The sequence below is a fragment of the Roseateles sp. genome, assembly GCF_965262435.1.
In the GTDB taxonomy this organism is placed as follows: Bacteria; Pseudomonadota; Gammaproteobacteria; order Burkholderiales; family Burkholderiaceae_C; genus Paucibacter_A.
The window spans coordinates 3,162,388-3,188,297 of sequence record NZ_OZ253537.1 but is presented as its reverse complement, the minus strand read 5'-3'; the positions used below and the strand labels follow the sequence as shown (position 1 = coordinate 3,188,297).

Annotated in this window: 25 protein-coding genes; 16 read left to right on the top strand and 9 right to left on the bottom strand. The window is 67.3% G+C overall.

Going from position 1 to position 25,910, the window contains the following annotated elements:
- Positions 1–551 precede the first annotated feature (551 nt).
- Both ACQY39_RS13820 and ACQY39_RS13815 read right to left on the bottom strand, forming a co-directional pair.
- A complete protein-coding gene (locus ACQY39_RS13820) occupies positions 552–1,817 on the bottom strand; it encodes a mechanosensitive ion channel family protein (RefSeq protein ID WP_428507130.1) in 1,266 nt (421 codons plus the stop codon).
- A gap of 76 nt (positions 1,818–1,893) precedes the next feature.
- Positions 1,894–2,829, bottom strand: a complete 936-nt coding sequence (locus ACQY39_RS13815; protein ID WP_428507128.1) for a histone deacetylase family protein — start codon at positions 2,827–2,829, stop codon at positions 1,894–1,896.
- Positions 2,830–2,887: 58 nt separating this feature from the next.
- Between ACQY39_RS13815 and ACQY39_RS13810 the strand changes: the two genes are divergently transcribed.
- The 12 genes from ACQY39_RS13810 to ACQY39_RS13755 all read left to right on the top strand — a co-directional run bounded on the left by ACQY39_RS13810 (position 2,888) and on the right by ACQY39_RS13755 (position 12,359).
- Positions 2,888–3,832, top strand: coding sequence for an AAA family ATPase (locus ACQY39_RS13810; protein WP_263517538.1), 945 nt, complete (start codon positions 2,888–2,890; stop codon positions 3,830–3,832).
- Between the two features lie 9 nt (positions 3,833–3,841).
- The gene (locus tag ACQY39_RS13805) at positions 3,842–4,885 is read left to right on the top strand and encodes a DUF58 domain-containing protein (RefSeq protein ID WP_428507126.1); all 1,044 of its coding nucleotides are present in this window, start codon (positions 3,842–3,844) and stop codon (positions 4,883–4,885) included.
- Positions 4,882–6,942 carry a transglutaminase TgpA family protein gene (locus tag ACQY39_RS13800; RefSeq protein ID WP_428507124.1) on the top strand — a complete coding sequence of 687 codons (2,061 nt, stop codon included), beginning with the start codon at positions 4,882–4,884 and terminating at the stop codon, positions 6,940–6,942. The genes ACQY39_RS13805 and ACQY39_RS13800 overlap by 4 nt, the downstream gene beginning before the upstream one ends.
- Positions 6,930–7,208 (top strand): hypothetical protein, encoded by a 279-nt coding sequence (locus tag ACQY39_RS13795; RefSeq protein WP_428507122.1) that lies wholly within the window; start codon positions 6,930–6,932, stop codon positions 7,206–7,208. Before ACQY39_RS13800 ends, ACQY39_RS13795 begins: the two co-directional genes overlap by 13 nt.
- Entirely contained in the window at positions 7,165–8,268 is a 1,104-nt protein-coding gene (gene mltB / locus ACQY39_RS13790) for a lytic murein transglycosylase B (protein ID WP_428507120.1), read from the top strand. The genes ACQY39_RS13795 and mltB overlap by 44 nt, the downstream gene beginning before the upstream one ends.
- Positions 8,269–8,298: 30 nt before the next feature.
- The gene (locus ACQY39_RS13785; protein WP_428507118.1) at positions 8,299–8,637 is read left to right on the top strand and encodes a hypothetical protein; all 339 of its coding nucleotides are present in this window, start codon (positions 8,299–8,301) and stop codon (positions 8,635–8,637) included.
- Complete coding sequence (locus tag ACQY39_RS13780; RefSeq protein WP_428507116.1) at positions 8,634–9,299, top strand: hypothetical protein; 666 nt, start codon at positions 8,634–8,636, stop codon at positions 9,297–9,299. The genes ACQY39_RS13785 and ACQY39_RS13780 overlap by 4 nt, the downstream gene beginning before the upstream one ends.
- Before the next feature lie 20 nt (positions 9,300–9,319).
- Positions 9,320–9,763 carry a GNAT family N-acetyltransferase gene (locus ACQY39_RS13775; protein ID WP_428507114.1) on the top strand — a complete coding sequence of 148 codons (444 nt, stop codon included), beginning with the start codon at positions 9,320–9,322 and terminating at the stop codon, positions 9,761–9,763.
- Between the two features lie 40 nt (positions 9,764–9,803).
- On the top strand, positions 9,804–10,205 hold the full coding sequence (locus ACQY39_RS13770; RefSeq protein WP_428507112.1) for a VOC family protein: 402 nt from the start codon (positions 9,804–9,806) through the stop codon (positions 10,203–10,205).
- A gap of 208 nt (positions 10,206–10,413) precedes the next feature.
- Positions 10,414–10,938 (top strand): hypothetical protein, encoded by a 525-nt coding sequence (locus ACQY39_RS13765; protein ID WP_428507110.1) that lies wholly within the window; start codon positions 10,414–10,416, stop codon positions 10,936–10,938.
- A 23-nt stretch (positions 10,939–10,961) separates the two neighbouring features.
- Positions 10,962–11,414 carry a GFA family protein gene (locus ACQY39_RS13760; RefSeq protein ID WP_428507108.1) on the top strand — a complete coding sequence of 151 codons (453 nt, stop codon included), beginning with the start codon at positions 10,962–10,964 and terminating at the stop codon, positions 11,412–11,414.
- An 87-nt stretch (positions 11,415–11,501) separates the two neighbouring features.
- Entirely contained in the window at positions 11,502–12,359 is an 858-nt protein-coding gene (locus ACQY39_RS13755) for a glutaminyl-peptide cyclotransferase (protein ID WP_428507106.1), read from the top strand.
- Between the two features lie 16 nt (positions 12,360–12,375).
- Here ACQY39_RS13755 and ACQY39_RS13750 read toward each other — a convergent pair whose 3' ends face one another.
- Positions 12,376–14,901: a DNA internalization-related competence protein ComEC/Rec2 gene (locus ACQY39_RS13750; RefSeq protein ID WP_428507104.1), complete on the bottom strand. Its 2,526-nt coding sequence runs from the start codon at positions 14,899–14,901 to the stop codon at positions 12,376–12,378.
- Between the two features lie 181 nt (positions 14,902–15,082).
- On the opposite strand from ACQY39_RS13750, the gene ACQY39_RS13745 reads away from it, so the two are divergent.
- The 3 genes from ACQY39_RS13745 to ubiM are packed head-to-tail and all read left to right on the top strand — an operon-like array spanning position 15,083 to position 17,383.
- Complete coding sequence (locus ACQY39_RS13745; protein WP_428507102.1) at positions 15,083–15,559, top strand: RidA family protein; 477 nt, start codon at positions 15,083–15,085, stop codon at positions 15,557–15,559.
- Positions 15,559–16,053, top strand: a complete 495-nt coding sequence (locus ACQY39_RS13740) for a disulfide bond formation protein B (protein ID WP_428507100.1) — start codon at positions 15,559–15,561, stop codon at positions 16,051–16,053. Before ACQY39_RS13745 ends, ACQY39_RS13740 begins: the two co-directional genes overlap by 1 nt.
- 46 nt (positions 16,054–16,099) lie before the next feature.
- Entirely contained in the window at positions 16,100–17,383 is a 1,284-nt protein-coding gene (ubiM, locus tag ACQY39_RS13735; RefSeq protein ID WP_428507098.1) for a 5-demethoxyubiquinol-8 5-hydroxylase UbiM, read from the top strand.
- A 13-nt stretch (positions 17,384–17,396) separates the two neighbouring features.
- On the opposite strand, the gene ACQY39_RS13730 is transcribed toward ubiM, so the two are convergent.
- The 6 genes from ACQY39_RS13730 to ACQY39_RS13705 form a co-directional block, all read right to left on the bottom strand.
- On the bottom strand, positions 17,397–17,855 hold the full coding sequence (locus ACQY39_RS13730; protein ID WP_428507096.1) for a hypothetical protein: 459 nt from the start codon (positions 17,853–17,855) through the stop codon (positions 17,397–17,399).
- A gap of 114 nt (positions 17,856–17,969) precedes the next feature.
- Positions 17,970–19,799, bottom strand: coding sequence for a gamma-glutamyltransferase family protein (locus ACQY39_RS13725; RefSeq protein ID WP_428507094.1), 1,830 nt, complete (start codon positions 19,797–19,799; stop codon positions 17,970–17,972).
- Positions 19,800–19,869: 70 nt separating this feature from the next.
- Positions 19,870–21,261, bottom strand: coding sequence for a DUF1501 domain-containing protein (locus ACQY39_RS13720; protein ID WP_428507092.1), 1,392 nt, complete (start codon positions 21,259–21,261; stop codon positions 19,870–19,872).
- 17 nt (positions 21,262–21,278) lie between these two features.
- Positions 21,279–22,880 carry a DUF1800 domain-containing protein gene (locus tag ACQY39_RS13715; protein ID WP_428507090.1) on the bottom strand — a complete coding sequence of 534 codons (1,602 nt, stop codon included), beginning with the start codon at positions 22,878–22,880 and terminating at the stop codon, positions 21,279–21,281.
- A gap of 300 nt (positions 22,881–23,180) precedes the next feature.
- Positions 23,181–23,819 carry a CoA transferase subunit B gene (locus ACQY39_RS13710; protein ID WP_428507088.1) on the bottom strand — a complete coding sequence of 213 codons (639 nt, stop codon included), beginning with the start codon at positions 23,817–23,819 and terminating at the stop codon, positions 23,181–23,183.
- Positions 23,820–23,821: 2 nt separating this feature from the next.
- On the bottom strand, positions 23,822–24,526 hold the full coding sequence (locus tag ACQY39_RS13705; protein ID WP_428507086.1) for a CoA transferase subunit A: 705 nt from the start codon (positions 24,524–24,526) through the stop codon (positions 23,822–23,824).
- A 148-nt stretch (positions 24,527–24,674) separates the two neighbouring features.
- Between ACQY39_RS13705 and ACQY39_RS13700 the strand changes: the two genes are divergently transcribed.
- Positions 24,675–25,907, top strand: a complete 1,233-nt coding sequence (locus ACQY39_RS13700; RefSeq protein WP_428507084.1) for a hypothetical protein — start codon at positions 24,675–24,677, stop codon at positions 25,905–25,907.
- Positions 25,908–25,910 lie beyond the last annotated feature (3 nt).

Genomic DNA, 25,910 nt, shown 5'->3' with positions numbered 1-25,910 from the left:
TCGGCCCGCCGCCGTGCTCATGATGCCCGGGTCGGCTCTGCGAGCCGACTCCCCTCGCTGCTCACTGCGCGGCTCAGCGGCGCCAAACTCCCTCCGTTCGCTGCGCTCACTGTGGTCAAACAGTGGCGCCGAGTCAGAGCTTGAAGCGCGCGGGTACGCACGCCTGAGCCGCTCCGCTGCGCTCTCGGCCGCGCACAAATCGCCCGTCGGCGGGCCGAGCCACCTCCGAATGTGGCGAGTTCCACCGTCGAGGGGCACATCGACCGCGATGCAAGCGCCCTGCAGTTCGGGCCGCCGCCGGGCGATTTGTGAAGGGCTGAGCAGCGCAGTGGCTCGGGGCGCGCGCGTACTCGCGCGCTTCAAGCACTGACTTGGCGCGTCTGTCTGAACGAAACGAACGCAGTGAGTGAAGAGAGTTATGCGCCAGCCCCGAGGCGTGAGCAGCGCAAGGCAGTCGGCCCGCCAGGGCCGACCCCGGAACCATGAGCCCGGCGGCGGCCCGGACTGCAGGGCCTCACGAGGGAGAACATGAAGCCGCATGCGGCCTCAACTCAAGCCTGGCGCACCACCCGCTGCGGGAACGGGATCTCGATCTTCATGCCATTGAGCAAGCGCAAGATGGCCACATTGACGTCGGAGCGGACACCGCCCTGGCCGTTCTCGGGGTCGGCGATCCAGAAAAAGACCGTCAGTTCGAGGCCGTCCGCAGCAAAGCTGCTCAGCTGCACCGCAGGACCGGGCTCGCTGAGCACCCGCGGCACTTCGCCGACGCGTGCGGCCAGCTTGGGCATCAGATCGTCCACGTCCGTGCCGTAGGCCACTTGCACCACGGTGCTGAGCAAGACCTTGGGGTCGGCCAGCGAAGAGTTCTCTACCCGCTGCGTGATCAGCATCTCATTGGGCACGATGGCTTCGCGGCCATTGAGAGCGCGGATCACGGTGTAGCGGGTCTTGATGTCGCTGATGCGGCCCTCAAAGTTGTCGACCTTGACCATGTCACCGATGCGCAGTGAACGCTCGGCCAGGATGACAAAGCCCGAGACGTAATTGGCCGCCAAGCGCTGCAAGCCCAAACCGATACCCACGCCAAGAGCACCGCCGAGCACGCCCAGCGCCGTCAGATCGATGCCGGCCGCCGACAGGGCGAACAGCAGACCCACCAGCAAGAGCAAGGCGCGGGTGATGTTGGCGGCGATCTTGCGCAGGGACAGGTCCATGCGGCCACCGCGCAGCAGGCGCGCCTCGATCACCGAGGACGCCCACAAGGCCAGCACCAGCACCACCACCGCCGTAAAGGAACCCTCGATCAGATTGCGCAACGAAATCTTGGTGACGCCGACCTTGAAATCAATCGCATCCAGCTCCTCCAGGAACCAGGGCAAGAGCCCCGTGACCCAGAGGATGGAGCCACCCCAGGCCAGCCATGAGACCGTGCGCTCGATGACCTTGACCAGGCCGGAATTGGGCAAGGCTGCGCTCAGCACCCGCACCGTCATGCGGATGGCCAGCAGCGACATGAGCACCGGCACGGCCAGCTTGAACACCGCCGGCGAGAGCCCGAAATGCGGCAACACCTGCTTGGCCAGCAAGGCGAGCAAAAGCGCCAGCACGGGGAACAGGGCGCCGTCGACCACATGACTGCCAAACAGCACGGAGTCCGGCCGGTGGGCGACGCGCCGGTGCAGCACACTGACCACCAGCCAAGACAGACCCAAGCAGGCCACCAGGACCGCAAGGCCGACCAAGGCCGTGGGGCTGAACAGGGCCGCGGTGAGGGCGTGAAGTTCTTGAAGATCGATCGGCTTGCTGTTGCTCATGCGCTCAGTGAAACGCAGGTCTGCGAAGACTGCGTGAAGGGAGAAAAGGTTTAAAAAAAGGGCGGCAGTGCCGGGCTCAGATGCCGGCCAACACGCGCAGATGCACGCCGACGCTGCGCGCCAGGGCATCGAGGTTGTAGCCACCTTCCAGGCAGGAAACGATGCGCCCCTCGGCGTGGCGCTGCGCCACATCCTTGATACGCTGAGTCATCCACTCGTAGTCGGCTTCGACCAGGCCGAGCTGGCCCAGATCGTCCTCGCGGTGGGCATCGAAACCGGCCGAGATGAAGATCATCTGCGGCTTGAAGCGCTCCAGCGCCGGCAGCCACATGGCCTCAATCATGGCCCGCACCTCAGGGCCACGCGTGTAGGCCGGCACCGGCACATTGACCATGTTCTCGCCCTTGGGCACGGCGCCGTTGTAGGGATAGAGCGGGTGCTGGAAGATGCTGACCATCAGCACGCGGTCGTCGCCGGCGATGATGTCCTCGGTGCCATTGCCATGGTGCACGTCGAAGTCGACGATGGCCACGCGCTGCAGGCCACGGTCGTCCAGCGCATGACGCGCTGCCACGGCCACATTGTTGAAGAAGCAAAAGCCCATGGTCTGGTCGCGCGTGGCATGGTGGCCCGGCGGGCGCACGGCACAGAACGCGTTCTCGGCACCACCATCAAGCACCAGATCGGTGGCGCGCACGGCCGCGCCAGCTGCGCGCAAGGTCGCAGCCCAGGTGTGGGGCGTGGCCACGGTGTCGGGGTCCACAGCATGCGACTCGCCGCGCTCGGCCAAGCCCTTCAGCAGATCAGCCAGCTCAGCCACATAGCTGTGGCTGTGGGCGCGCTCGACGGCGGCCAAGTCCACCAGCGGCGCCTCGTGGCGCTCCAAAGCCTGGTCGATGCCGGTGGCCAGCAGCCAGTCGTCGATGGCCGTCAAGCGCTGCGGGCATTCCGGGTGTCCAGGGCCCATATCGTGCCGGCGGCAGTCGGGGTGGCTGAAATAGGCTGTCGACATGGAGGCGGAATGTTGTGAGGTCGGATTGGCCGAACGGTTTTCCGCTATGGTGTCCTGCATGAAGCGTGAAACACAGACCCTACAAGACAGCGCGGCGCAACTGACGGCTTTGCAGCAACAGGTTAGCACGATCATCAAGGGCAAATCGGCGCAGATCCGCGACTGCCTGGCCTGCCTGATCGCCGGCGGCCACCTGCTGATCGAAGACCTGCCCGGCGTTGGCAAGACCACCCTGGCCCACGCCCTGTCCATCAGCCTGGGCCTGCAGTTCTCACGCCTTCAGTTCACCGCTGACCTCATGCCCTCGGACTTGCTCGGCGTCAGCATCTACGAGCGCGAGAAAGCCGGCTTCGTCTTCCACCCGGGCCCCGTGTTCGCCCAGGTGCTGTTGGCCGACGAGATCAACCGCGCCGGCCCCAAGACCCAGAGCGCCTTGCTCGAGGCCATGGAAGAGAACCAGGTCAGCATCGACGGTGCCAGCCACGCCCTGCCCCAACCCTTCTTCGTGATCGCCACGCAAAACCCCAGCGAACAGCTCGGCACCTACCCCCTGCCCGAATCACAGCTGGACCGCTTTCTGATGTGCATCTCGCTCGGCTACCCAGACGAAGCGGCCGAGCGCGAGCTGCTGACCGGCCAGGACAGCCGCGAAGCCCTGCGCGCCCTGCGCCCGGTGATGACGCCGGCCGACTTGCTGGCCGCGCAGGCCGCGGTGCGCGCGGTGCACGCAGCACCGGCCCTGCTCGACTATCTGCAAGCCCTGCTCAAGGCCACCCGCTCGGGCGACTGGTTCAGCGAAGGCCTGAGCCCGCGCGCCGGCCTGGGCGTGCTGCGTGCGGCGCGTGCACGGGCCCTGCTGGAGGGGCGCGATTTCGTCTCGCCCGACGACATCCAGGCCATCCTGCCCCAGACCATTGCCCACCGCCTGCGGCCCAAGGCCGGCGCCGGGCGAGGGCCGCGTGAGCAGGTGCGGGCCATGATCGAAGCCATCGCCCTGCCCTGAGTGGCCGAGATGGTCTGGAACCCTGTGCAGCTCCTGCGCCGCCGCGTGCAGGCTTGGTGGCTGGCCCGCCACCGGCGCAGCGACAGCCTGGTGCTGAGCCAGCGCAACCTCTACATCTTGCCCAGCCGGCCGGGTCTGTTCTTTTGCGCCACCTTGCTGGTGCTGCTCTTGGCCTCGATCAATGAGCAGCTCAGCCTGGGCTATCTGCTGACCTTTCTGCTCGGCGGCGCCGGCCTGGCCTCCATGCACAGCACGCACAGCAATCTGCAGGGCCTGAGCCTGGACTTGAAACCGCCCGCGTCGGTGTTCGCCGGCGACGATGTGCAACTGGACCTGCGCCTGCACAACGACGGTGCGGCCCGCTACGGTGTCGGCCTTCAAGTCAAGGAATCGATGCCCGGTGGAGACCTTGACCGCGTCGCCTGGACCGATGTCCCGGCCGGTGGTCACGCGCCTCTGCAACTGCGCTTTGCCAGCGCGCAGCGCGGCCTGCATGAATTGCCGGAGCTGCAGGTTCTGAGCCGCTTTCCGCTCGGGCTGTTTCGGGCCTGGAGCGTCTGGCGGCCGGCGGCCCAGGTCTGGGTCTACCCGCGGCCCGAAGTGAACCCACCGCCCTTTCCGGTCCACGCCGGCGCGGGCGAAGGCCAGGCCCAGCCCAGCCGCTTGCGCCAGGCCGGGCTGGAGCTGGACGGCGTGCGCGCTTACCAGCGCGGCGACTCCATGCGCCAAGTGCTCTGGAAGAAGGCCGCGCTGAGCCTGGACAGCGGTGTGCAGGGCGCGCCGCTCTGGGTGCGCGACAGCCAGGCCCAGGCCGCACAGGAGCTGTGGCTGGACTGGCAGGACACCGCCGGCCAGGCCGACACAGAGCGGCGCCTCTCGCGCCTGTGCGCCTGGATGCTGGCAGCCGAAGCCTTGCAGCGCCCCTACGGCCTGCGCTTGGACGGCGAGGAATGGCCGCCGGAGCTCGGCCCCAGCCACCAAGAGCTCTGCCTGCAGGCCCTGGCTCGCCATGGCTTGCCAACGGCACGCCAAGCCGCGGACCGCAGCCCATGAACAGCAAGGCCCTCCGCCGCAGCGGCCAGCCCTTGGCACGCGACACCCGGGACACCTGGTTCCTGCTGGCCATCATTGCCGCCGTGGTGCTGCCGCATCTCGACCATCTGCCGCCTTGGGCCAGTGCCATCACCGGCCTGGTGCTGGGCTGGCGTGGCTGGCTGGCCTGGCGGGGTCAGGCCTTGCCTGGACGCTGGGCGCTGGTCGGCGTGCTGCTGATCACGGCCGCGCTGACCTGGCTGAGCCACCGCACCCTGCTGGGCCGCGAGGCCGGCATCACCATGCTGGTGATGCTGATGGCGCTCAAGACCCTGGAGCTGCGCGCGCGGCGCGACGCTTTCGTCGTGTTCTTCCTCGGCTTCTTCCTGGTGCTGACGAATTTCTTCTACTCCCAGTCGCTGCTGACGGCGCTGTGGATGCTGGCCAGCGTCTGGGCTCTGCTCAGTGCCCTGGTGCTGGCGCAGATGCCGGTGGGCCAACCGAGCCTGCGCCTGGCTGCGACACAGGCCGCCCGCACCACGGCCTGGGGCTTGCCGGTGATGGTGCTGCTGTTCCTGCTGTTCCCGCGCATCGCGCCGCTCTGGGGCCTGCCCTCGGACGCTGTGGGCCGCACCGGCTTGTCCAACAGCATGGACTTCGGCGCCATGGCCGAGATCGCCAACGACGACACCATCGCCATGCGCCTGCGCTTTGAAGGCCCGGTGCCGCCGCCCGAAGCGCGCTACTTTCGCGGCCCGGTGCTGGGCCAGTTCAATGGCCGCACTTGGCGGCCCGCCGTCATGAACTTCCCCGGCCGCAGCGATGCCTTGCAGGTCAGCGGCCCGGCGCTTCGCTACGAGCTGACCCTGGAGCCGCAGCGCATCAGCGTGCTGCCCTTGCTGGAGATGAGCGGCGAGCAGGCCGGCACCATGCGCCAAGTCGAGAGCCTGCGCCTGAGCCGAGCGGGCGAACTGCAGTGGCAGGCTGGCCGCCCCATCACCGAACGCCTGCGCCTGGACGCCAGCGCCTACCTCAGCTACCGCCATGGGCCGCAGCAGAACAGCCTGGTGCTGCAGAACTACCTGGACCTGCCACCGGGCCTGAACCCGCGCAGCCTGCAATGGGCCGCCGACCTGCGCCGCCAAAACCGCTTTGCCAGTCTTGAAGAAGCGCAGCTGACGCCGCTGCTGGTGGAGGCCGTGCTCCAGCACATCCGCACCGCCGACTTCAGCTACACACTGGCGCCGGGCCGTTATGGCGAAAGTACCCCGCACCTGATCGATGAGTTCTGGCTCGACCGGCGCCTGGGTTTTTGTGAGCACTTCTCGGCGGCCATGGTGGTGGTCTTGCGTGCCATGGGCGTGCCGGCACGCATCGTCACCGGCTTCCAGGGCATGGACAACCTACCGCAAGACGGCTACTGGATCGTGCGCAACAGCAATGCCCATGCCTGGGTCGAGTACTGGCTGCCAGGCCGCGGCTGGCTGCGCGCCGACCCGACCGCCGCGGTGGCGCCCGAACGCGTCATGCGGGGCCAGGCCTTGCGCCCAGCACCCGGCGTGCTGGCCGGTGTTTTGGGCCAGATCAACCCGACGCTGTGGTTGAACCTGCGGCGCAGCTGGGAGGCGCTCAACAACCGCTGGCAGCAGCAGGTGCTGAACTACTCGCGCCAGAACCAATTCGATCTGCTCAAGCAATTGGGCGTCAGCCAGCCCGACTGGACCGCCCTGGGCCAGCTCAGCGCCGCCGTGATCGCCAGCCTGGGGCTGTTCGGCGCCGCCTGGAGCCTGTGGCAGCGCCACCGTCCGCAGGACGCCTGGAGCCGCCAGCGGGGCCAGGTCTTGCGCGAGCTGCAGACCTTGGGCCTGCGCGAGGCTGCGCCGCACCAGAGCCCGGGCGCCTGGGCACAGCTGCTGCAGGAGCGTTTCGGCGAGGCGGCCGAGCCCGCGGCACGCTTGCTTCGCGAACAAGAAGCGGCCCGCTACGGCAGGAGCGCCAGCGCCCAGGCACCGGGCTGGCGCGAGCGTCGGCGTTGGCTGGCAGCCTTCCGCGCAGCCTGCCGGCCTTGCCGCAGCTGAAGCCCCCCGCCGAACCCGGCGATCAAGCCGGGTATGCTGAGCTCATTGCTGCCCAGGGTGAGCTGCCCGTTTTCTGTTGTCTGACCGATCTGATTTTTGATGCGACTGCCTTTTCTCTCGCTTTTCTCGCCGCCTGCCCTGAATTCAAGGCCGTGCGCTCCCAAGGCAGCACGGCTGCCGGGTTTGTTCTCCTTAGTGATGCTCAGCGCGGCGCTTCTGATGATGAGCGCGCCCATGCCGGCCTGGGCCGCGCCTTCCCAGCTTGACACCAAGCATCCGCAAGCAAAAAAGAAGAAGGCTCAGGCCAAAGCGGCTGCCAAACCCGTCGCCAAGCCCAAAGCCAAGACGGCCGCGCTCAAAGCCTTCGGCACCCGGCCCGATCTGCTGGCCTTTGCCGCCGGCCTGGCCAGCGAGCAAGGCTGGGACGAAGCCAGCCTGCAACAAGTTCAAACCCAGCTGACGCAAGCCCATATCCATCCGAGCGTGCAGCGCCTGATCATGCCGCCGCCGGCCGGCACCGCCAAGGACTGGGCCGCCTACCGCGCCCGCTTTGTCGAACCGCGCCGCCTGCAGGCCGGCTTGCAGTTCTGGGAACAGAACGCCGCCAGCCTGGCACGGGCCGAGAACGAGTACGGCGTGCCGGCCGAGTTGATCGCCGGCCTGATCGGCGTTGAGACCTTTTACGGCCAGATCACCGGCGGCTTTTCGGTGCTGGATGCCCTGGCCACCCTGGCCTTCGAGTTCCCCAGTGGGCGCAGCGACCGTAGCGCCTTCTTCCGCAGCGAGCTGGCCGAGTTCCTCAAGCTTTGCCGCCGCGAAGGTTTCAATCCCGCCGAGGTGAAAGGTTCTTACGCCGGAGCGATGGGCTGGCCCCAGTTCATGCCCGGCAGCTGGAACCGCTATGCCGTGGACTTTGACGGTGATGGCCACATCGACCTGATCAAGAGCCAGGCCGACGCCATCGGCAGCGTCGCCCATTACCTGGCCCGCCACGGCTGGCAGCGCGGCCTGCCCACCCACTACAGCCTGGCCATGCCGGTGGACACCAGCGCCCGCGCCCGCCTGCTGGGGCCCGACATCAAACCGACCTTCACCGCGCAAGATCTGCAGGCCGCCGGCGCCCAGCTCAGCGAAGCGGCGCTGGAACACCCGCCCAAGCAGCTGCTCGCCGTGGTGGAGCTGCAAAATGGCGAAGCCGCGCCCAGCTACTGGATCGGAACGGAGAACTTCTATGTGCTGACCCGCTACAACTGGTCCAGCTACTACGCTTTCGCGGTGATCGAGATGGGTCGCTCGCTGGCCAGCATGCGGGCGGCGGGACGCTGATAAGCCTGAAAGCCAGCGGAGAGGATGAATATGAACTTGAAGCGAATTGCTTGTGGAATCGCCGCCTCATGCCTGCTCTCGGTGCAGGCCTATCAGCCGGTCGAGTCGGGTGTATTGCCTTTGCAGGAGCGCCTGAGCGTGATGGCGCAAGACCAGAAGCGCCTGGACGAACAACTGAGCCGCGAGGACAGCAGCGCCGAAGCTCGCGCCCTGGCCTGGCGACGGAGCAAGGCCCTGGCCGCCGAGCGGGAGCAGCTCGAGCGTGACATCGCGCAAGCGAAGTCCTGGGCGCAATCGCCGCTGCTGATGCACGCGGCACCGGTCCGGGTCGAACTGAGCAGCGCCGCGCACGAAGGCTCGAAGCCATGAGCGGCAACACCAACAAGTACAGCAGCGCTGGCCACGCCAGCGCGCGGCAGTTTCTGCAGACCGTCTTGCAGCGCTATGCCAGCCTGAGTGAATACGCGGACCGCGGCCAAGTCCAGATCTGGCTGGGTCGCCTGCCCTATGCCATCGAGTTCCGCACGGCACACAACTCGGCAGGTGATTTCCGCTTCGACTTTGATTGCCCACACCCCTATCCGCCGCTGCGCGACCGCATCAGCCACTACAGCTTGGGCTGGGTCGCAGGCGAGGCTTACCTGCGCGTGGACTACCCGAAGGCCGAACAGCCGTTGACGCGCCGTTTCGAGAACCGCGAACTGGCGCTTGCAAGTGCCACTGGCATTTCCCACGGGGCCGCGCACACCATCGCCTCCCTGCTGTTCCCGGGCGGCGGCGGCCGCTCCTTGCTGGAGCTGAAACGCCTGCGCTTTCGCGGCCTCAAGCCAGTGGACGGGGTGGCCTGCTATCGCCTCACCGGGCATTGGGACCGGGCACGGGTCACCCTGTTGATCGGCATGCACGACCTCCTCCTGCGCGAATGCACGGAACACCGCTGGCGCAGCGTGGAGCGGCGCCGGCCGTGCGAACTGAGCGCGGTGGCGGGCCCGGAGACTTTTACACGGCCTCCGGCTTCTGCAGAGGCCTGAACCCAAGCCAGTTTCAGCCCATGAACACCAACACCACAGATGAGTACACCGTCCAGCTGGGCACGCCCAGCATCGACACCTACCGCCACCTGCGCAGCGCCTGCGGCCTGAGCGCCAAGACCGAAGACGCCGCCCGCCGTGGCCTGGCCGGCACCTTGTTTGCCGTGCAGATTCAGCACCAGGGCGAAACCGTGGCCATGGGCCGCTTGATCGGTGACGGCGGCTGCTTCTACCAGGTGACCGATATCACCGTCCTGCCTGCCCACCAGGGCCGTGGCCTGGGCAAGCGGGTGATGGGCGAGATCATGAAGCACATCCAGACTGAGCTGCCCGAGTCGGCGTACGTCAGCCTGATCGCCGACGGCCAGGCCCATGAGCTCTATGCTCAATTTGGTTTCCAGCTGACCGCGCCGCGTTCGGTGGGCATGGCCATTCGGGTGGGGCCACGCAAGTCGCCCGCCTGAGGCGAGCTCGGCGTCTCATTCCATCACCTGAAGGATTCTCATGTCGTCTGAACTCGCTTTCGGTGCCGTCGTGTTCGCCAAGGATGTGCCCACACTGTCCCGGTTCTACGAGGCTGTGCTCGGTCTGGAGCGTCTGCACAGCGCCGACGATCACTGCGTGCTGCGCGCCGCCTCAGGCATGGAACTGGTCGTGCACGGCATCCCGCGCGCCATCGCCGACACCTTCAGCATCAGCACGCCGCCCGAGCGCCGGGAGGACTGCGCCCTCAAGCTCTTCTTCCCGGTGCCTAGCCTGGCCTTAGCCCGCGCCCGCGCTCGCGCGCTGGGCGGCGATCTGCAAGGCCCGGAGCAGGAGTGGGAGATGCGCGGATTCCGGGCCTGCGACGGACACGATCCGGAAGGCAATGTTCTGCAACTGCGGGAAGCTGGCCTGCCAGCCTGATCCGTTGAGCTTTGCAGCCCGCTGAGGTGCTGCCCTACTTGTGCGCAGCAGGGTCTCTGGGTGACCATCCTGGTCTCTTGCCCCTTGAGTTCGCAAGCTGCCAGCTTCGGGGCCGCGCAACTATCGCGGCCAGTTAGGCTGGGCCTGCAAGAAAAGCCGGGCCCCAGGCCTTCATCCACGACCTTCAACGATACGGGAGCGCAAACACATGAACACACGCACCTCCGCCTGCCGGGGCCTGGTCCTGGCCGCGCTGCTGCAGCTCGCAGGCTTGAGCCCCACGCTGGCGGCCGACTTGCCCAAAAAACAGATGAGTTTGATGGAAGACGAAACCGGCACCCGTTTCAAACAGGTCTGGGCCACGTCCAAGGTGATTCCATTGAATCGCCGTTACGCCGAATTGGACGAGACCGAGAAGACTGCCCTGCGATCCATGTATGAGGACATGAAGCCAGGGGATGAGCCGCCTTTCCCAGCCGATGGCCTGCTGCCGGTGTACAACACCATCAAAAAAGGCATGGAGGCTTACAGTGCTCGCGGCGAACTGGACCTGCTGGTTGATGTCGACAGCCAAGGCCGCGCCACGCATGTGTCGGCACACGGCAAGGTCGACCCCGACATGGCCAAGTTCGCAGCGCGCGTGCTGATGGCCACAAGCTTCAAACCCGCCGTCTGCAGCGGCCAGCCCTGCAAGATGCAGTATCTGTTCCAAATCAGCTTCGCCATGCGCTGAGGCAAGCACATGAAGAGCACGCCATGAACAAGCCCCGCTGGCGCGCCGCTTGCTACTGCGGTGCGGCCTCGCTCCTCTGCAGCGCCGCACCGCGCGGCTTCATGCACTGCCACTGCGGCCAGTGCCGGCGGCTCAGCGGCGCGGCGTTCAGTTCCTGGCTGAGTTTGCCTGCGGAGGATGTACAGATCGCGGGCCAGGCCGCTCTGCGCGAGTACAGGCCCACGGCGAATGGCCAGCGCTTTTTCTGCGCTCAGTGCGGCAGCCACCTCTACACCGTGGATGCCCGCCTGCCCGAAATCATCGGTGTGCCCGCCGGTGCCGTGCTCGCAACCGAGGCCGGTGGCCCGGCTATCGAGGATTGGCCGACGGCCAGCGGGCATTACTTCTGCAGCGATGGCGCGCCCTGGGTGGCCTTCGCGAGCGATGGCCTGCCGCGTTTCGGTGGGCCTGAGGGCATGACTGCGCTGGACGCATGAGCAAGGCCGTGAGGCACACTGCGGCCTGCGCGGAGCTCCGGCCCGCCTTTGAACTTCCCTGATATCCCAGACGATCCACGTTCGCCAATGAAACCTGCTGCACCGCGGTCGTCCCGCCGCCAATCGCTACGCCAAGGTCTGCATCTGCTCCTGTGCACGGGCGCACTGGCCCTGGCCGCCTGGAGCCCGCTGGCGCAGGCGCAGCGCGTGGCCCTGCCGGTGGACGAACCCGAGCTGGTGAAGCGCTACCCTCATGACCCGACGGCCTTCACCCAGGGCCTGCTGTTCCGCGACGGACAGTTGTTCGAAAGCACCGGCCTGAACGGCCGCTCCAGCATTCGCCGTGTGCGTCTGGAAGACGGCCAGGTGCAACAGAAACGCGACATCGCACAAGAACACTTCGCCGAAGGTCTGACGGCCTGGAAGGACGAGCTCTACCTGCTGACCTGGACCACCCACAAGGTCTTTGTCTTCGACCTCAAGACTTTCGAGCCCAAGCGCGAGTACAAGCTGCCCGGCGAAGGCTGGGGCCTGACCCATGATGGCCAGCAGCTCTACCTCAGCGACGGCAGCGCCGAGCTGCGCGTGCTCGACCCCAAGACCTTCCGCGAGCTGCGCCGCATCTCCGTTCGCGCCTTGGGCCAACCGGTCGATCAGCTGAACGAGCTGGAATGGGTGGACGGCGAGATCTACGCCAACATCTGGCAAGCCGACATCATTGCCCGCATCGACCCGGCCAGCGGCCAGGTGCGTGGCTGGATCGACCTGCGCGGCCTGCGCAGCCAGTTGCCAGCCCCAGCCCAGTTCGGCCCACGCAAGCCTCGGCCGGAGGAGGCGCCCGAGGTGCTCAATGGCATCGCTTGGGACGCAGCCGGCAAACGCCTGTTCGTGACCGGCAAGCTCTGGCCGACGCTGTTCGAGATCAAGCTGAAGCGCCGGGGCTGATGGGCCCCGGCCGCCCTCACCAAGCCGTGGGCGGATCGTCCGGCTCGGAGACAGAGGTGGCGCCCGCCGGTCCGGGCGCCGGCGGCCCAGGCAGAGCAGGCTGAGTCTGCGGCCGGCGATGCCAGTAGCGCCGGTCCAAGAGGCGCTGGCAGCTGGGTTCCCCCTTTTCGCTGCGCCAGCGCCAGGCGCCGCAGTCCGGGCTGTTGAAGACCTCGATGCCGGCTACCTGGTAGCGCGCCAGGACCGGCAAGGCCGGGTGACCGAAGCGGTTGCGGTAGCCCGACTGGACCACCGCCCAGCGCGGCGCCACGGCGGCCAGCAACTCGGGCGTGGACGAGGTCTTGCTGCCGTGGTGCGGCACCAGCAGCAGCTCGGCTCGCAGCTCTCCTGGCCGATGGCGGCTCAGCAGTTCCGCCTCTTGTAACGCCTCCAGATCGCCCACCAAGAGCGCGGTCTGGCGCCCTGAGGCATTGCGCACACGCAGCACGCAAGACAGCTCATTGCTTTTGAGCTGCTGCAGGCGGACCTGCTCAGTGCTCGGGTGCAGCAGCTCGAACTGCACGCCGTCCCAGACCCAGCGCTGGCCAGCGTCGCAGGGCAGCGTGCTCGGAAACAAACGGTGCAAGGGATGGCTGAGCTCCAACGAGCTGCGCAAACCCTGCACCGGCAGGCCGGCCGCCACCGAGGCGGCACCGCCGACATGGTCGCTGTCGCGATGGCTGAGCATCAATTGATCCAGTTGACGCACACCGAGCGCGCGCAGCAGCGGCAGCAGCACGCGCTGGCCGGCGTCCACCCCGGGCGCGTACTGCGGGCCGGCGTCATAGAGCAAGGCGTGATGCGCGGTGCGCAGCAACACGGCCGTGCCCTGTCCCACATCAGCGGCCAAGAATTCAAACTCGCCCTCGCTTGGGCGATCCGGCGACGGCCACAGCAAGGGCACCGCCAGCGCCAAGCCCAAAGCACGCAGTCGCCACGGCAGGGGCAGCACCAGCAAGACGCCGCCCGCCAAACCCGCAGCCTGGGCCCACAGCGGCGCCACCGGCACGGTCCAGACCGCCAACGGCCAGCTCACCAGCCAGCGCAGCAAAGCCATCATCAGCTCCACACACCAGGCACCCCAGATCCACAGCCCGGGCAGGATGGCGCCGCCGAGCGCCAAGGGCGTGATCACCAGACTGACCCAGGGGATGGCCAAGAGATTGGCCAGCACGCCGACCACAGACAGCTGCTGAAAGAACAGCAGGCTCAGCGGTGCCAGGCCCAGCGTGGCCACCGCCTGGTTGCGCAAGCCGGCCAAGAGCTGCGCGCGCCAGCCGCGCGCGGGTTCCCCATCACCAGCCGCCATCAAAAGGCCCACGGCGCAAAAAGACAGCCAGAAGCCCGCCTGGCAAACGGCCCAGGGGTCGACCACGGTGACCACCAAGGCCGAGAGCAGCAAAGCCAGCGGCCAAGGCCAACGCAAGCCCAGGCCGCGCAACAGGGCCAGGCTGGCCAGCATCCAGACGGTGCGCTGCGCTGGCACGCCCCAGCCCGAAAACAAGGCATAGGCCAGAGCCGCCGCCACGCCGCCCCAGCGCGCCACGGCGGGCGCCGGGCAGATTAGGCAGAGGCGCGCACTGCCGCGCCAGGCCCAGCCGAGCAGGCCCTGGGCAGCCCAGGCGAACATGGTCACATGCAAGCCGCTGACGCTGAGCAAATGGCTCAGGCCGGTGTCGCGAAACAAGGCCCAGTCGGCACGGCTGATGGCTGCCTGGTCGCCCAGGCTGAGTGCCGCCAGCACGCCGGCCGCGCTGGGCTCGCTGACGCGGCGTTGCAAGGCCTCGCGCAGACGCTGCCGTGCCGCGTCGATGCTGGCGATGGGCGCTTCCGCCAAGCGCCGCTGCGCCCCGCCCGGCCGCAGCACACCGCTGGCGCGCAGGCCTTGTTCGAACAACCAGAGCTCGTAGTCAAAGCCATGCGGGTTCATCAGCCCTTGTGGCCGCTTGAGCCGCACGAGCAACTGCCAGCGCTCTCCTGCTCGCAGGGGCGGGGGCGCGGCATCGGCATGCTCGGCATAGGCGCTCAGCAGCAAGCGCGACGGCAAGGTCAGCGGCGGGTCGCTGGACAGAGGCCCGGCATGGGCGGCCTCCAGCTCAAACTCAAAGCGCCAGCCGGGCGCGCCGGCCTGGCCCAGGGTGGCGGCCGGCAGCGAATCGACGCGGCCGATCAGGAGCAGGTCACGCCCTTCCCAGGCTTCGGGCAGGCGCTCGGCCAGGCGCAGTTCCGCGCGCCAGCTGGCATAGCTGAAAGCCAGCAGCAGGCCCGCCAGGGCGGCCCACAGCAGCGCTGCGCGGCGCCGGCCCCAGCAGCGGCCCACCATGACGCAGCAGCCCAGACCGGCCAGCAGGCTGGCGGCGAACTCGGCTTCACCAGGCAGTTCGCGCTGGGTCTGCAGCAGCACCAGCCCGCCCAGCCAGGCCAGGACCGGCAAGGCCAAGAGCACCGGCCAGAGGACAGCTCTGGCAGGACCAGGGGATTCATCGAGTGCGGGAGAGCGCATCACGAACTCAGGCTCCGGCAGACGCGCGCTACGGGCTTCGCCCGACCCAGACGAAGAGGGGCGGCAGGCCGCTCGGTGTAGGATGCGCGCCACCCGATCGTAGCCAGGGCGGCGCCGCTTTCACAGCCGCCCGCCCGCGGCGCGATCCTCCGAATTCAGCATGCAAGAAAGCGGCCTCGCCATGAGCAACAGCACTTCCAACGTCTACACCACGCTCGAAACCCTGGGCATCAGCCTGCCGCCGCTGGCCGTGCCGGCCGCGGCATACGTGCCCTTCGTGCGCACCGGCAATCTGGTTTTCATCTCCGGCCATATCGCCAAGAAGGACGGCAAGGTTTGGGTCGGCCAGCTGGGCCGCGACACCGACACCGCCACCGGCCAGGCCGCCGCGCGCGCCATCGCCATCGATCTGATGGGCACCTTGCACGCTGCCGTGGGCGATCTGAACAAGATCAAGCGCATCGTCAAGCTGATGAGCCTGGTCAACAGCGCCCCCGATTTCACCGAACATCATCTGGTCACCAATGGCGCGTCCGAGCTGATCGGCCAGGTCTTCGGCGCCAAGGGCGCCCACGCCCGCAGCGCGTTTGGCGTGGCGCAGATCCCCATGGGTGCCTGCGTCGAGATCGAGATGATTGTGGAAGTGGAAGCCGACTGATGTTCCTCAAGGTCTCAAAGTTCCCCGATCAAGCGCTGGCCGCCATCGGCTTGGGCAGCCTGGCTGCCGTGGCCTTCGCCCTGATCGCCCAGCATGGCTTCGGGGTCAAGCCCTGCCCCTGGTGCGTGATGCAGCGTGGCATCTTTTTGTTGATCGCCGCCGTCGCCCTCTTGGGCTGGTTGTTCAAGCGCCAGCGGCCGCTCCGCACAGCCAGCCTGACGGCGCTGCTGCTCTTGGCCGTGGCCGGCTTGGCCTCGGCCTACTACCAGCATGAGGTGGCCGCGCTGATGGACACCTGCAAGCTGACCTTCGCCGAGACCGTGCTGGAGGCGCTGGATCTGGAGATGCGCTGGCCCTTCGTCTTCATGGTCACCGCCACCTGCAAGGAGGCTGCGGCCTACCGGCTGCTGGGCCTGCCTTACGAGATCTGGAGCGGCCTGTCCTTCCTGCTGATAGCCGGCCTGAGCCTGCTGGCGCTCAACAAGAAACGCTGATCCCGATCAAGGCCAATGCGCCCGGCCGGCCTTAGGCTGGGCGCCCATGTCGATCCAGCCTTCTCCTTCATCCCCTCCAAGGGCCCCAGCCGCTGAAACCGAGCGCGTGCTCATCGTCGGCGGCGGACCCGCCGGCCTGAGCCTGGCCTGCGCCCTGGCCGATACCGGCATCAGCACTTGCGTGCTGGAAGCCGCGCCGCTCAGCGCCCTGCAAGATCCGGCCGAAGACGGCCGCGAAATCGCCCTCACCCACCCCGGTCGCGCCGTTCTGGAAGCGCTGGGCCAATGGGCCTTGCTGCCGCCGGAGGAAATCGCACCCTTGCGCCGCGCCCATGTCTTCGACGGCGAGGCGCCCGAGCACCTGGGTTTTGGCACGGCCGATGGCCAAGGCGAACTGGGCTATCTGGTCGCCAACCACTGGCTGCGCCGCATCGCCTACCGGGCGGTGAAGCAGCGCGCAGACCGCATCGAGCTGCGCACCGATTGCCGTGTCAGTGGACTGAATCTGAACGCCACACCGGAGCTGACCGAAGTGCGCTTGAGCACGGGTGAAAGCCTGCGCGCGCCGCTGGTGATCGCCGCCGACAGCCGCTTTTCCGCGCTGCGGCGCATGGCCGGTATCGGTGCGCAGATGCGCGACTTCGGCCGCAGCGTCATCGTTTGCCGCTTGGCCCACAGCGCGCCGAACGAGGGCATCGCGCTGGAGTGTTTTCACTATGGCCACACCCTGGCCCTGCTGCCACTGAACGGTGGCTGCAGCTCCCTGGTCTTGACCGTCAGCGCCGACCGCGCGGCCGAGATGCAGACCTGGGATGAGGCCCGCTTCCGCGCCTGGGTGCAAGACCAGCTGCAAGGCCGCCTGGGCGAGATCCGCCTGGCCAGCACCCGCCACCTCTACCCCCTGGTCGCCTGCTATGCCCACCGTTTCGCCACCCGGCGCTTGGCCCTGGTCGGCGACGCCGCCGTGGGCATGCACCCGGTCACGGCACATGGCTACAACTTCGGGCTCTACGGGGTGCAGAACTTGGCCGGCCTGCTGGGACCTGCCCGGGTACGCGGCCAGGATCTCGGCGATGCCGCGCTGCTGCAGCGTTATGCCGACAGCCACCGCCGCCGCACCTGGGCGATTTACCAAGGCACCAATGCGGTAGTGAATCTGTTCACCGACGAGCGTACACCGGCCCGTCTTCTGCGCAAGGGCGTGCTGCAGATCGCCCGCCGCCTGCCGCCGCTGCAGGCGGCCATCAGCGCCCAGCTGACCGGCCGCAAGCCGCGGCTGCCATTACCGCTGCTGCGCGGCTTGCAGGCGCTGCGCGCGATCCGGAGCTAGGCAGCGGACTTCATCAACGATCGTCGCCGTGGCCACGGTGGCGGCCACGATCATGATGGTGGTCGTGGTCGCGGCCATGACGGCTCGAGTGCCAGCCCTCATCATCGCCACGGCGCGGGCCGTAAGCCTCGCGATACCAGCCCTCCTGAACGAAGTACACCGGCCGGCCGCAGGCGCCGTAATCGCCGCAGTGGCGCGCCCAGCGGCGGGCATGGCCGGGCGGCACATAGAGATACCAGGGTTCGACCCGCAGACGCTCACGGTTGTGGTGCGGACGCCGCTGCACCCAGACCGGCTCCTTGTAGATCAAGCGCGGCGCCGGGCCGGCCGAACCCAAATCGATGCGTCCGTAAAAACCGGGCTGACCGACCGACACGGACACGCCGATGTCGGACGCTTGGGCGGCTTGCCCCAAGCCAGCCAGGCCCAAAGCCAAGCCAGCCACAACAGCTGAGGTGCGCGAGGTCCACATGATTCAAGCTCCGAGAGGATGGTGGCGATGCCATGCCCAACGCCGGAGTTCGCTCGACCGATGACGAGATCGCGCCTCAGGCTGTAAGCAAATGCGCGCCGCTCGCCTGAACACTCAGTCGCCGCGCACCGCGCCGTCGCGCCGCGGGTCGGCCCCGCCGAGCCAGCCCGTGGGACTGCGCTGAATGGCCTGGATGCCGCTGGTCAGCTCCGTCTCGACCAGGCGGTGGCCGCGCGCCTGCAGGTCCTCGCGCGTGGCCGCCGGGAAGCGCCCCTGCTCCAGAAACACAGGCCCACCGAAGTTGCCGAAGTTCGGCAGGTCCAGCGCCTGCTGAACATCCAACTGCCAGTCGGCCGTGGCGAGCAAGGTCTTGGCCACGAAGTGGATGATGGCCGGGCCACCCGGCGAGCCCAGGCTCATGTTCAAGCGGCGTCCGCTGGCGTCAAACACCAGGGTGGGCGCCATGCTGGAGCGTGGGCGCTTGCCCGGCTGCAGGCGGTTGGCCACCGGCCGGCCCTGCTCATCACGTGGCGCCAGGGCAAAGTCGGTCAGCTGGTTGTTGAGCATGAAGCCACCGGGAAGGCCGGTGCCGCCGTCGCTCATCAGGCGCGCGCCAAAGCCAGCCTCGATCGAGGTGGTCATGGCCACGGCACGGCCGGCCGCGTCGATGATACTGATGTGGCTGGTGCCATGCTCGGGCTGATCGGGCATGGGCGCCCAGCCCACGCGCACGGGCGCGGCTGGCTGGCCCGCGGCGGCGCTGGCCATGCTGCGCGGGCCGATCAGTGCCGCGCGCCCCTGCAGGTATTCAGGCGCCAGCAGGCTGCGCCAATCGCCGCTCGGTGCGGGCACGAAATCGGGGTCGGCAATGTACTGCGCACGGTCGGCAAAGGCCAACTTGCTGGCTTCGGCATAACGGTGCAGCCAGGCGGCACTGGGCACGCCTTCGCTGAAAGCCTGGGCCGGGGTCTGCGCCGGCATCATGCCCAGCATCTGCATCACGGTCAGGTGGCCGGAGGACGGTGGAGGGAAGCCGCAGACCTGCTGGCCGCGCCAGGGCGTGCACAGCACCTCGCGCTGGCGCGGCTGGTAGGCGGCCAGATCGGTCTCGCTGAGCAAGCCGGGGTTGCTGGCATGGCCGCGCACGCGGCGCACGATGTCCTGGGCGACAGCGCCTTTCAAAAAGGCATCGGCGCCGCCGGCCGCCACCTGGCGCAGCACCGCGGCCAGGGCCGGGTTGCGCAGCCGGGTGCCCTCGGGGAGGGCCTGGCCTTGTGCATCGAAAAAGTAGGCACCAGCCTGCGGGTCCTGGCGCAGCGCGGCATTGTTGGCCAGCTGTTTGTGGCTGCGCCCGCTCAAGGCATAGCCCTGCTCGCACAAGCGGATGGCCGGCGCAAACAGGCGCGCCCAGGGCAGCTTGCCGTGCTGCGCATGGGCTTGCTCCAGCATGCGCAGGAGGCCCGGCGTGCCGACCGAGCGGCCACCGACCACGGCCTGCAGATAGGGCATGGGCTTGCCGTCGGGCTTGAGGAAGAGGTTCTCGTCGGCCGCAGCCGGGGCGGTCTCGCGGCCATCAAAGGCCTGCACCTTGGCGCCATCCCAGTGCAGCAAGAAGGCCCCGCCGCCGATGCCACTGGACTGCGGCTCGACCAGGGTCAGCACCATTTGCACGGCGATCGCGGCATCGAGCGCGCTGCCGCCGGCCAGCAGGATCTCGCGCCCGGCATCCGAGGCCAGCGGGTGGGCCGCGGCCACAGCGAAATGGGCGCTGGCCTGGGCCTGCTTGGCTGTCCAGCCGCTGGCAGACTCGGGCTGAATCAGGTCCGCTGCACCCGACTTGGCGGCTTGGGGCGAAGAGTCCGGTGTGGAACAGGCGGCCAGCGCCAGCAAGGCCAAGGCGCTCAGGGACAGCGCCGGACTCAGGGTGCGAACAACAAAAGACATGGGGCAGCCGATCGGGGCAGAAGGGTGACGGGAATGACCCGTCGATCCTAGTCCAGCCGCCGCCCTGCCCTCACTGGAAGAATCCCAGGTCTTTCTGCGTGTAGTTGCTGATCTGCGGCATGACGCGACTCAGGTCCGTGGCCGGCACGCCCATCCAGCTGGCCAAGGTGGCGCCGAGCTGGTCGACCGAGCTGCTGGGCAGCAGCCGGCCCTGGCCGACATCGTCCGGCCCGTTGACCGCCACCACCGGGGCCTGGCCCCAGAAGCGCCCGCCCTGGACCGCGCCACCCAGCACGAAATGATGGCTGCCCCAGCCATGGTCGGAACCGTCGCCATTGCTGCTCAAGGTGCGACCAAAATCGCTGGCGGTGAAAGCAGTGACTTGGTTGGCCACGCCCAGCTCCACCGTGGCATCGTAAAAACTGCCCAGCGCCTCAGACACCTTGCGCAGCAGGCCCGGGTGTTGGTCGGGCAGGAAATCATGCAGATCGAAGCCGCCGATGGAAACGAAAAACACCTGCCGCTTGGCGCCCATGCTGCTGCGCGCGGCAATCATCTTGGCCACCATCTGCAGCTGGGTAGCCAGGCTGTTGGTCGTGTCAAACACCGTGCTCAGGGCCGGCAAGGTATTCAGCGCCGAAGCGACGATGGATTGAGCATTGACCGAGCGGCTGACCACGCGGTTCAGCTCCTGCTCCATCCAGTGGCTGCGCTCGGCCGTGATCAGGCTGCGCAGCGCATCGGCGCAGGCTTGTGAGCCGTACATCGGCCGGGTGACGCCGTTGATGGCAACCGCGCCGCTGGTGGACATCTGGTACTGCACCGCCTGCTGTCCGGCCATGAAGACCGCATTGCCCGAGACATTGATGCAGGTGAAGGTGGCATTGCCGTTGGCGCCGAGGAACTGGTCGCCCAGGCGACCGCCCCAGCCGGATATGGCGCCTTCGGGCGTGCTGGCCTGCCAGACGCTTTGCTGATCGTTGTGCGAGAACAGCTTGGGCGGCAAGGGCACGCTCTGCGCCTTGTACTGGGCCAGGGTGGTGGGCTGGACCAGGGTGCCGACATTGAGCAGCACGCCGAGCTTGCCGGCGTCGAAAATGGTCTTCAGCCGACCCATCTGCGGCGCCAGCGCCAGCTGGCGCGCACCGGGCAGGGCCACGCGCGGCGTCAGCGCCGTGGCGGCCAGCTGATCGCGCGGAATGGCCAGGGTCTGGCGTATGGTCTGGTAGGCGGCGTGATTGGGCGCGTCGTAGGGAATGACGGTGTTGCCATAGTCATTACCGCCGTACAGAAACACACAGACCAGAGCCTTGTAGTCGTTCGGCGCCGTCTGCGCCGCGGCTTCTCCGAGAGCGGCCAGATTGAGGGCCCAAGGCGCGGCCGCGCCGGCCACGCCGAGGGCGGAGGCGCGACGCAGGAACTCGCGGCGTTGCAGAGTCGGGAGGCGGTGAACCGATGTCATGGCGAGTCTCTTTCGCTTCACTTCTGGATCAGGTATTCGGGGCTGGCCATCACCAACAGAATGGCGGCCTGCACGCGGTTCAGCTTGCCCGCATCGCTGCTGGCATTGATGGTGGCCACAGCGGTGGCGATGGTGTTGACTGTGGTCGGGCTCACCCCACCGCCGGCCAACAACAGGGCGACGCGCTGCACCAAGGCCGGCGCATCGGCCGCCAGCGCCAGCTCGGCCGCGTAACTGGGCTTGACCTCGCCGGCGCCATTGGCGATCACGTTCTGCATGTAATTGAGGTAGCCGGCCACCGTGCTCTCGTTGCAGAGCTGGAACTCGGGCGCGGTGATCTGGGCCGCGCCCAGCTGCGAGTTGGGCGGCACATAGCCGGGCCGGAAGAAATTGAACACCGAAGGGCTGCGCAGCGGGCTCTGGCCCAGGCGGCTGGCCGGGTTGCTCAGATCACCAATATTCCAGAGCTCGGTGGGTGAATTCAGACCGAAGCTGCGGCCCCACTGGATGAAGCGCTGCACCGGCTCACGCAAGCGGCCGCTGGAGGGCGAGCTGCCGGGCGTGCGCGCCTCGCTGTCCAGCAGCACGGCGCGGATCACCGCCTTGAGATCGCCGCGCTGGCCCTGGCCGTTGTTGTTGAACACGGCCGCCACCCGCTGCACATAGGCCGGACTGGGGTTGGAAGCGACCAGGCGCTGGATCAGCTGGCGGCTGAAGAAGGGGCCGGCATTGGCATGGTTGGCCAGGGTGTCGAGCGCGATCTTGAGCGCTTCCGGCCCGGTGGCCGAGGCCGGCACATCGACCGTCAACACCTTTTTGGGCCCGACTGAAAAGCGCGTGGACAGATGCACCATGGGCTTTCGCATGAAGGCCGGGTCGGTGGCGCTGGCGCCATCAAACTCCCAGCCGGTCAGCACCCGCGCCAGTTCGCTGATCTGGGCCTGGGTGTAGCTGTCCTTGGGCTTTCCCGCGGCATCGAGCACCGGCGTTCCATCAGCCTTCAGCTCAACCAAGCCGATGGTGAAGAGCTGCATCAGCTCGCGCGCATAGTTCTCGTCCGGCAGACGGCCGCTGGTGCTGTCTTCCTTCTTGTTGCCTCGCATATTGAGGTAAGCGCCCATGGCATTGGACAGGCTGACGCCGTCCAGCAAGTCACGGAAGCTGCCAAAGGCGCGCTGCTCCAACATGTCCACATAGGCTGCCACAGCGAAACCGGGCCAGGTGATCGGCAGCCCGGCCATGGAGACCACGAAGATCTCGGACAGTGCCAGCACCACCTTCTGGCGCAGCGGGTCAGGCGAGCTCAGCAGCTTGCGCCAGAGCGTGTTGTCCACGCCGTTGAAGTTGTTCTTGTTGGCATCGACCGCATAGCCCTTGGCCACCATCCAGTCGAAATGGCCCTGGCTGCCGGGCGCCGCGAACTGCGCATCCAGCCAAGCGCTGTAGCCCTGGGCCTGAACCTTGGCCATCTCGGCCGTGCTGGCGGCAAAGCCGGCCTGGGCCAGGAAGCGCGCTGCCTCGGTTTCGGTCGGCAAGGCGGGAGGCGGAGCTGCGGGTGTCGGAGCTGGCGCCGGGCTGCCATCGCTGCCACCGCCACCGCCACAGGCAGCCAAAGGCATCGCAGCCAGTAAGCTGATTCGCGGCAAAGCTTGGGCCGGTGCCAGGTCGGTGGCAGGAGCTGATGCTGGCTCGCTTGGCGCTGGCGCATCCATTGCGAACACGGCTGGGGTCTCGTCTTCAATCATGGCGTCTCTCGGTACAAGCCGCCACTCTAGCCCGCGCCCGCACAAGGTCCGAGCCGCCACAAGGCCTGCTTTGCAAGCGAATGTTGCAGGCTCACGCAGCAAACGCCGCGACCATGAAAAAAGGCCGGTATGGACCGGCCTTGCCTATAAGGACTTGAAATGCCTGCTTGCGTGTCAGAGCAAAGGCACGCCGGTCTTGCTCTGCACTTCTTCGCGGCTCACGCCTTCGGCCAGCTCCACCAGCTTGAGGCCTTGCGGTGTCACGTCCATCACCGCCAGGTCGGTGATGATGCGGTTGACCACGCCCAGGCCAGTCAGTGGCAAGGTGCACTGGGGCAGGATCTTGAGGTCGGTGCTGCCGTCTTTCTTGCGCGCCACATGCTCCATCAGCACGATCACGCGCTTGACGCCGGCCACCAGGTCCATGGCGCCGCCCATGCCCTTGACCATCTTGCCCGGGATCATCCAGTTGGCCAGGTCGCCCTTCTCGCTGACCTGCATAGCGCCGAGGATGGACAGATTGATCTTGCCGCCGCGGATCATGGCGAAGCTCTCATGGCTGCCGAAGATGCTGGAGCCGGGGATGGTGGTGACGGTCTGCTTTCCGGCGTTGATCAGGTCGGCGTCGACCTCGCCCTCGGTCGGGAAAGGGCCGATTCCCAGCATGCCGTTCTCGCTCTGCAACCAGACCTCGATGTCCTTGGGCACGAAATTGGCCACCAGGGTGGGAATGCCGATACCGAGGTTGACGTAGAAACCGTCTTGCAGTTCCTGGGCCGCACGGGCCGCCATTTGATCTTGTGTCCAGGCCATGATCAGGCTTCCTTCACAGTCAGGGTACGTTTTTCAATGCGCTTTTCGGGCGTGGCATTGACCACGATGCGCTGGACATAGATGCCGGGCAGGTGCACGGCATCGGGGTCGATCTCGCCGACCTCGACCAGCTGCTCCACCTCGACCACAGTTACCTTGCCGGCCATGGCCACGGCCGGGTTGAAGTTGCGCGCCGTGCGGCGGAACACCAGATTGCCGCTCTTGTCGGCCTTCCAGGCCTTGACCAAGGCCACATCGGGCGTCAGCGCATGCTCCAGCACATAGGTCTGGCCGTCGAACTCGCGCAGCTCCTTGCCTTCGGCGACGATGGTGCCCACACCGGTGCGGGTGTAGAAGGCCGGGATGCCAGCGCCGCCGGCGCGCAGCTTCTCGGCCAGCGTGCCTTGCGGGGTGAACTCCAGCTGCAGCTCGCCGGCCAGATACTGACGCTCGAACTCCTTGTTCTCGCCCACATAGCTGGAGATCATCTTCTGGATCTGGCGGGTTTCCAGCAACTGGCCCAGGCCGAAACCGTCCACGCCGGCATTGTTGGAAATCACGGTCAGGTCCTTGACGCCGCTGTCGCGTAGCGCGGCAATCAAAGCCTCGGGAATGCCGCAGAGGCCGAAGCCGCCCACGGCCAGCAGCTGCCCGTCTCGGACCAAGCCGGACAGGGCCTCGGTCGCGTTCGCAAAAACCTTGTTCATCGATGCTTCTCCATCCATCAATCAATCAAACAAACGATCCACCGGAAGGCGCAGAGCGTACTACCTAAGAGATTAGGTAGGCATTACGTAGAATCGCCTAACACTCGACGGTCGGAATGCGCACGCGCGCTCACTCCAGGAGAACCGCATGAAGGGATGGCAAACGCCTTGGCTCGCGTGGCTGTTGTACGGCCTCTGCGGCAGCGCGCTCGCGGACGGCGTGCAGCTGGAGGGCTTCGGCACCTTGTCGGCCTACCGCAATGACGATGCGGTCGCTGCAGCCCGCCCCGGCGAACGCGTGAAGCAGGCATCTCAGGCTGGCCACTGGCGTGCCGACGGCGACACCGTCCTGGGCCTGCAGCTGCGCTGGCAGAGCAGCGACACCTTGGAATGGGTCTGGCAGGTGCAAGCCCGGGATGAGTTGTCCCGCGGCTACCGACCGAACACCGAGTGGGCCTATCTGGGTTGGCAGCTCGACCCCGAATGGACTCTGCGTATCGGGCGCCAGCCGCTGCCGATCTTTCTGAGCTCCGAGAGCACGCGCGTGGGCTTTGCCCACACCTCCATCCGGCCCATGTCGGCGGTTTACGGCCTGAACAGCAGCGAGCCGGTCGACGGCATCAATGCCAGCTGGACCGGTACGGCACTGGGCGGCAACCTCAGCTGGGATCTGGGCGCCGGCCGCAACAGCCTCACCGTGCCGACCGGACGCGTGGACACCCATGCGCTGCTGGCCAGTGCCTTGCGATGGCAGCGCGAAGGCCTGTCCTTGCGTCTGGGCGTGGCTGCGTTTCGCTTTGATTTGATCTCCCCAAGCTTGGAGACGCAATTGCAGGCGCTGACGGACTCGCAACAAGTTTGCGCCAATTGCAGCGAGCTCTTGCCGCAACGCGCGCGCACCTCAGGCGTGGAGGGCCGCTTATTCAACCTCGCCCTGGTCTGGGAGCATGAAGACTGGACGCTGACGGCCGAAGCCATGCGACGGAGCGGCAATTCGGTTTTCAGCCCCGGGGTGCATGCCTGGTACGCCTTGCTATCGCGTCGCTATGGTCGGTGGACACCTTATGTCGCGATCGGTCAATCCGCTTACACCGAGTCGCCGCTGGGCTTGCTAGCAGCAGCGGGCAGCCCCGAATCCAGCGCGCAAAGACTGGCGGACCTGGACCGCAGCCTGCAACGCCCCTGGGACCGCCGCATCGAGCTGCTGGGCCTGCGCTGGGATTGTTTCGAGAAACTGGCCCTCAAGCTGCAGGTCGAACGCTGGACCGCTACCCGCGACCGCAGCAGCCCGCGCGACGGCGAAATCCGCCTCCTGCCGAACAGCGCGCCCTGGGATGGGCGTTTGAACATGCTGACGGTCAGCGCGGATTTTGTGTTCTGAACA

Excerpts from the sequence above, each read along its gene's own strand:
- ACQY39_RS13805 (WP_428507126.1), top strand. The coding sequence starts at position 3,842 with ATGGTCTGGAACCCTGTGCAGCTCCTGCGCCGCCGCGTGCAGGCTTGG.
- ACQY39_RS13765 (WP_428507110.1), top strand. The coding sequence starts at position 10,414 with ATGAACACACGCACCTCCGCCTGCCGGGGCCTGGTCCTGGCCGCGCTG.
- ACQY39_RS13770 (WP_428507112.1), top strand. The coding sequence starts at position 9,804 with ATGTCGTCTGAACTCGCTTTCGGTGCCGTCGTGTTCGCCAAGGATGTG.
- mltB (WP_428507120.1), top strand. The coding sequence starts at position 7,165 with ATGAGCGCGCCCATGCCGGCCTGGGCCGCGCCTTCCCAGCTTGACACC.
- ACQY39_RS13810 (WP_263517538.1), top strand. The coding sequence starts at position 2,888 with ATGAAGCGTGAAACACAGACCCTACAAGACAGCGCGGCGCAACTGACG.
- ACQY39_RS13800 (WP_428507124.1), top strand. The coding sequence starts at position 4,882 with ATGAACAGCAAGGCCCTCCGCCGCAGCGGCCAGCCCTTGGCACGCGAC.
- ACQY39_RS13750 (WP_428507104.1), bottom strand. The coding sequence starts at position 14,901 with ATGCGCTCTCCCGCACTCGATGAATCCCCTGGTCCTGCCAGAGCTGTC.
- ACQY39_RS13780 (WP_428507116.1), top strand. The coding sequence starts at position 8,634 with ATGAGCGGCAACACCAACAAGTACAGCAGCGCTGGCCACGCCAGCGCG.
- ACQY39_RS13755 (WP_428507106.1), top strand. The coding sequence starts at position 11,502 with ATGAAACCTGCTGCACCGCGGTCGTCCCGCCGCCAATCGCTACGCCAA.
- ACQY39_RS13820 (WP_428507130.1), bottom strand. The coding sequence starts at position 1,817 with ATGAGCAACAGCAAGCCGATCGATCTTCAAGAACTTCACGCCCTCACC.
- ACQY39_RS13815 (WP_428507128.1), bottom strand. The coding sequence starts at position 2,829 with ATGTCGACAGCCTATTTCAGCCACCCCGACTGCCGCCGGCACGATATG.
- ubiM (WP_428507098.1), top strand. The coding sequence starts at position 16,100 with ATGTCGATCCAGCCTTCTCCTTCATCCCCTCCAAGGGCCCCAGCCGCT.
- ACQY39_RS13760 (WP_428507108.1), top strand. The coding sequence starts at position 10,962 with ATGAACAAGCCCCGCTGGCGCGCCGCTTGCTACTGCGGTGCGGCCTCG.
- ACQY39_RS13710 (WP_428507088.1), bottom strand. The coding sequence starts at position 23,819 with ATGGCCTGGACACAAGATCAAATGGCGGCCCGTGCGGCCCAGGAACTG.
- ACQY39_RS13745 (WP_428507102.1), top strand. The coding sequence starts at position 15,083 with ATGAGCAACAGCACTTCCAACGTCTACACCACGCTCGAAACCCTGGGC.
- ACQY39_RS13700 (WP_428507084.1), top strand. The coding sequence starts at position 24,675 with ATGAAGGGATGGCAAACGCCTTGGCTCGCGTGGCTGTTGTACGGCCTC.
- ACQY39_RS13740 (WP_428507100.1), top strand. The coding sequence starts at position 15,559 with ATGTTCCTCAAGGTCTCAAAGTTCCCCGATCAAGCGCTGGCCGCCATC.
- ACQY39_RS13725 (WP_428507094.1), bottom strand. The coding sequence starts at position 19,799 with ATGTCTTTTGTTGTTCGCACCCTGAGTCCGGCGCTGTCCCTGAGCGCC.
- ACQY39_RS13720 (WP_428507092.1), bottom strand. The coding sequence starts at position 21,261 with ATGACATCGGTTCACCGCCTCCCGACTCTGCAACGCCGCGAGTTCCTG.
- ACQY39_RS13715 (WP_428507090.1), bottom strand. The coding sequence starts at position 22,880 with ATGCCTTTGGCTGCCTGTGGCGGTGGCGGTGGCAGCGATGGCAGCCCG.
- ACQY39_RS13730 (WP_428507096.1), bottom strand. The coding sequence starts at position 17,855 with ATGTGGACCTCGCGCACCTCAGCTGTTGTGGCTGGCTTGGCTTTGGGC.
- ACQY39_RS13705 (WP_428507086.1), bottom strand. The coding sequence starts at position 24,526 with ATGAACAAGGTTTTTGCGAACGCGACCGAGGCCCTGTCCGGCTTGGTC.
- ACQY39_RS13785 (WP_428507118.1), top strand. The coding sequence starts at position 8,299 with ATGAACTTGAAGCGAATTGCTTGTGGAATCGCCGCCTCATGCCTGCTC.
- ACQY39_RS13775 (WP_428507114.1), top strand. The coding sequence starts at position 9,320 with ATGAACACCAACACCACAGATGAGTACACCGTCCAGCTGGGCACGCCC.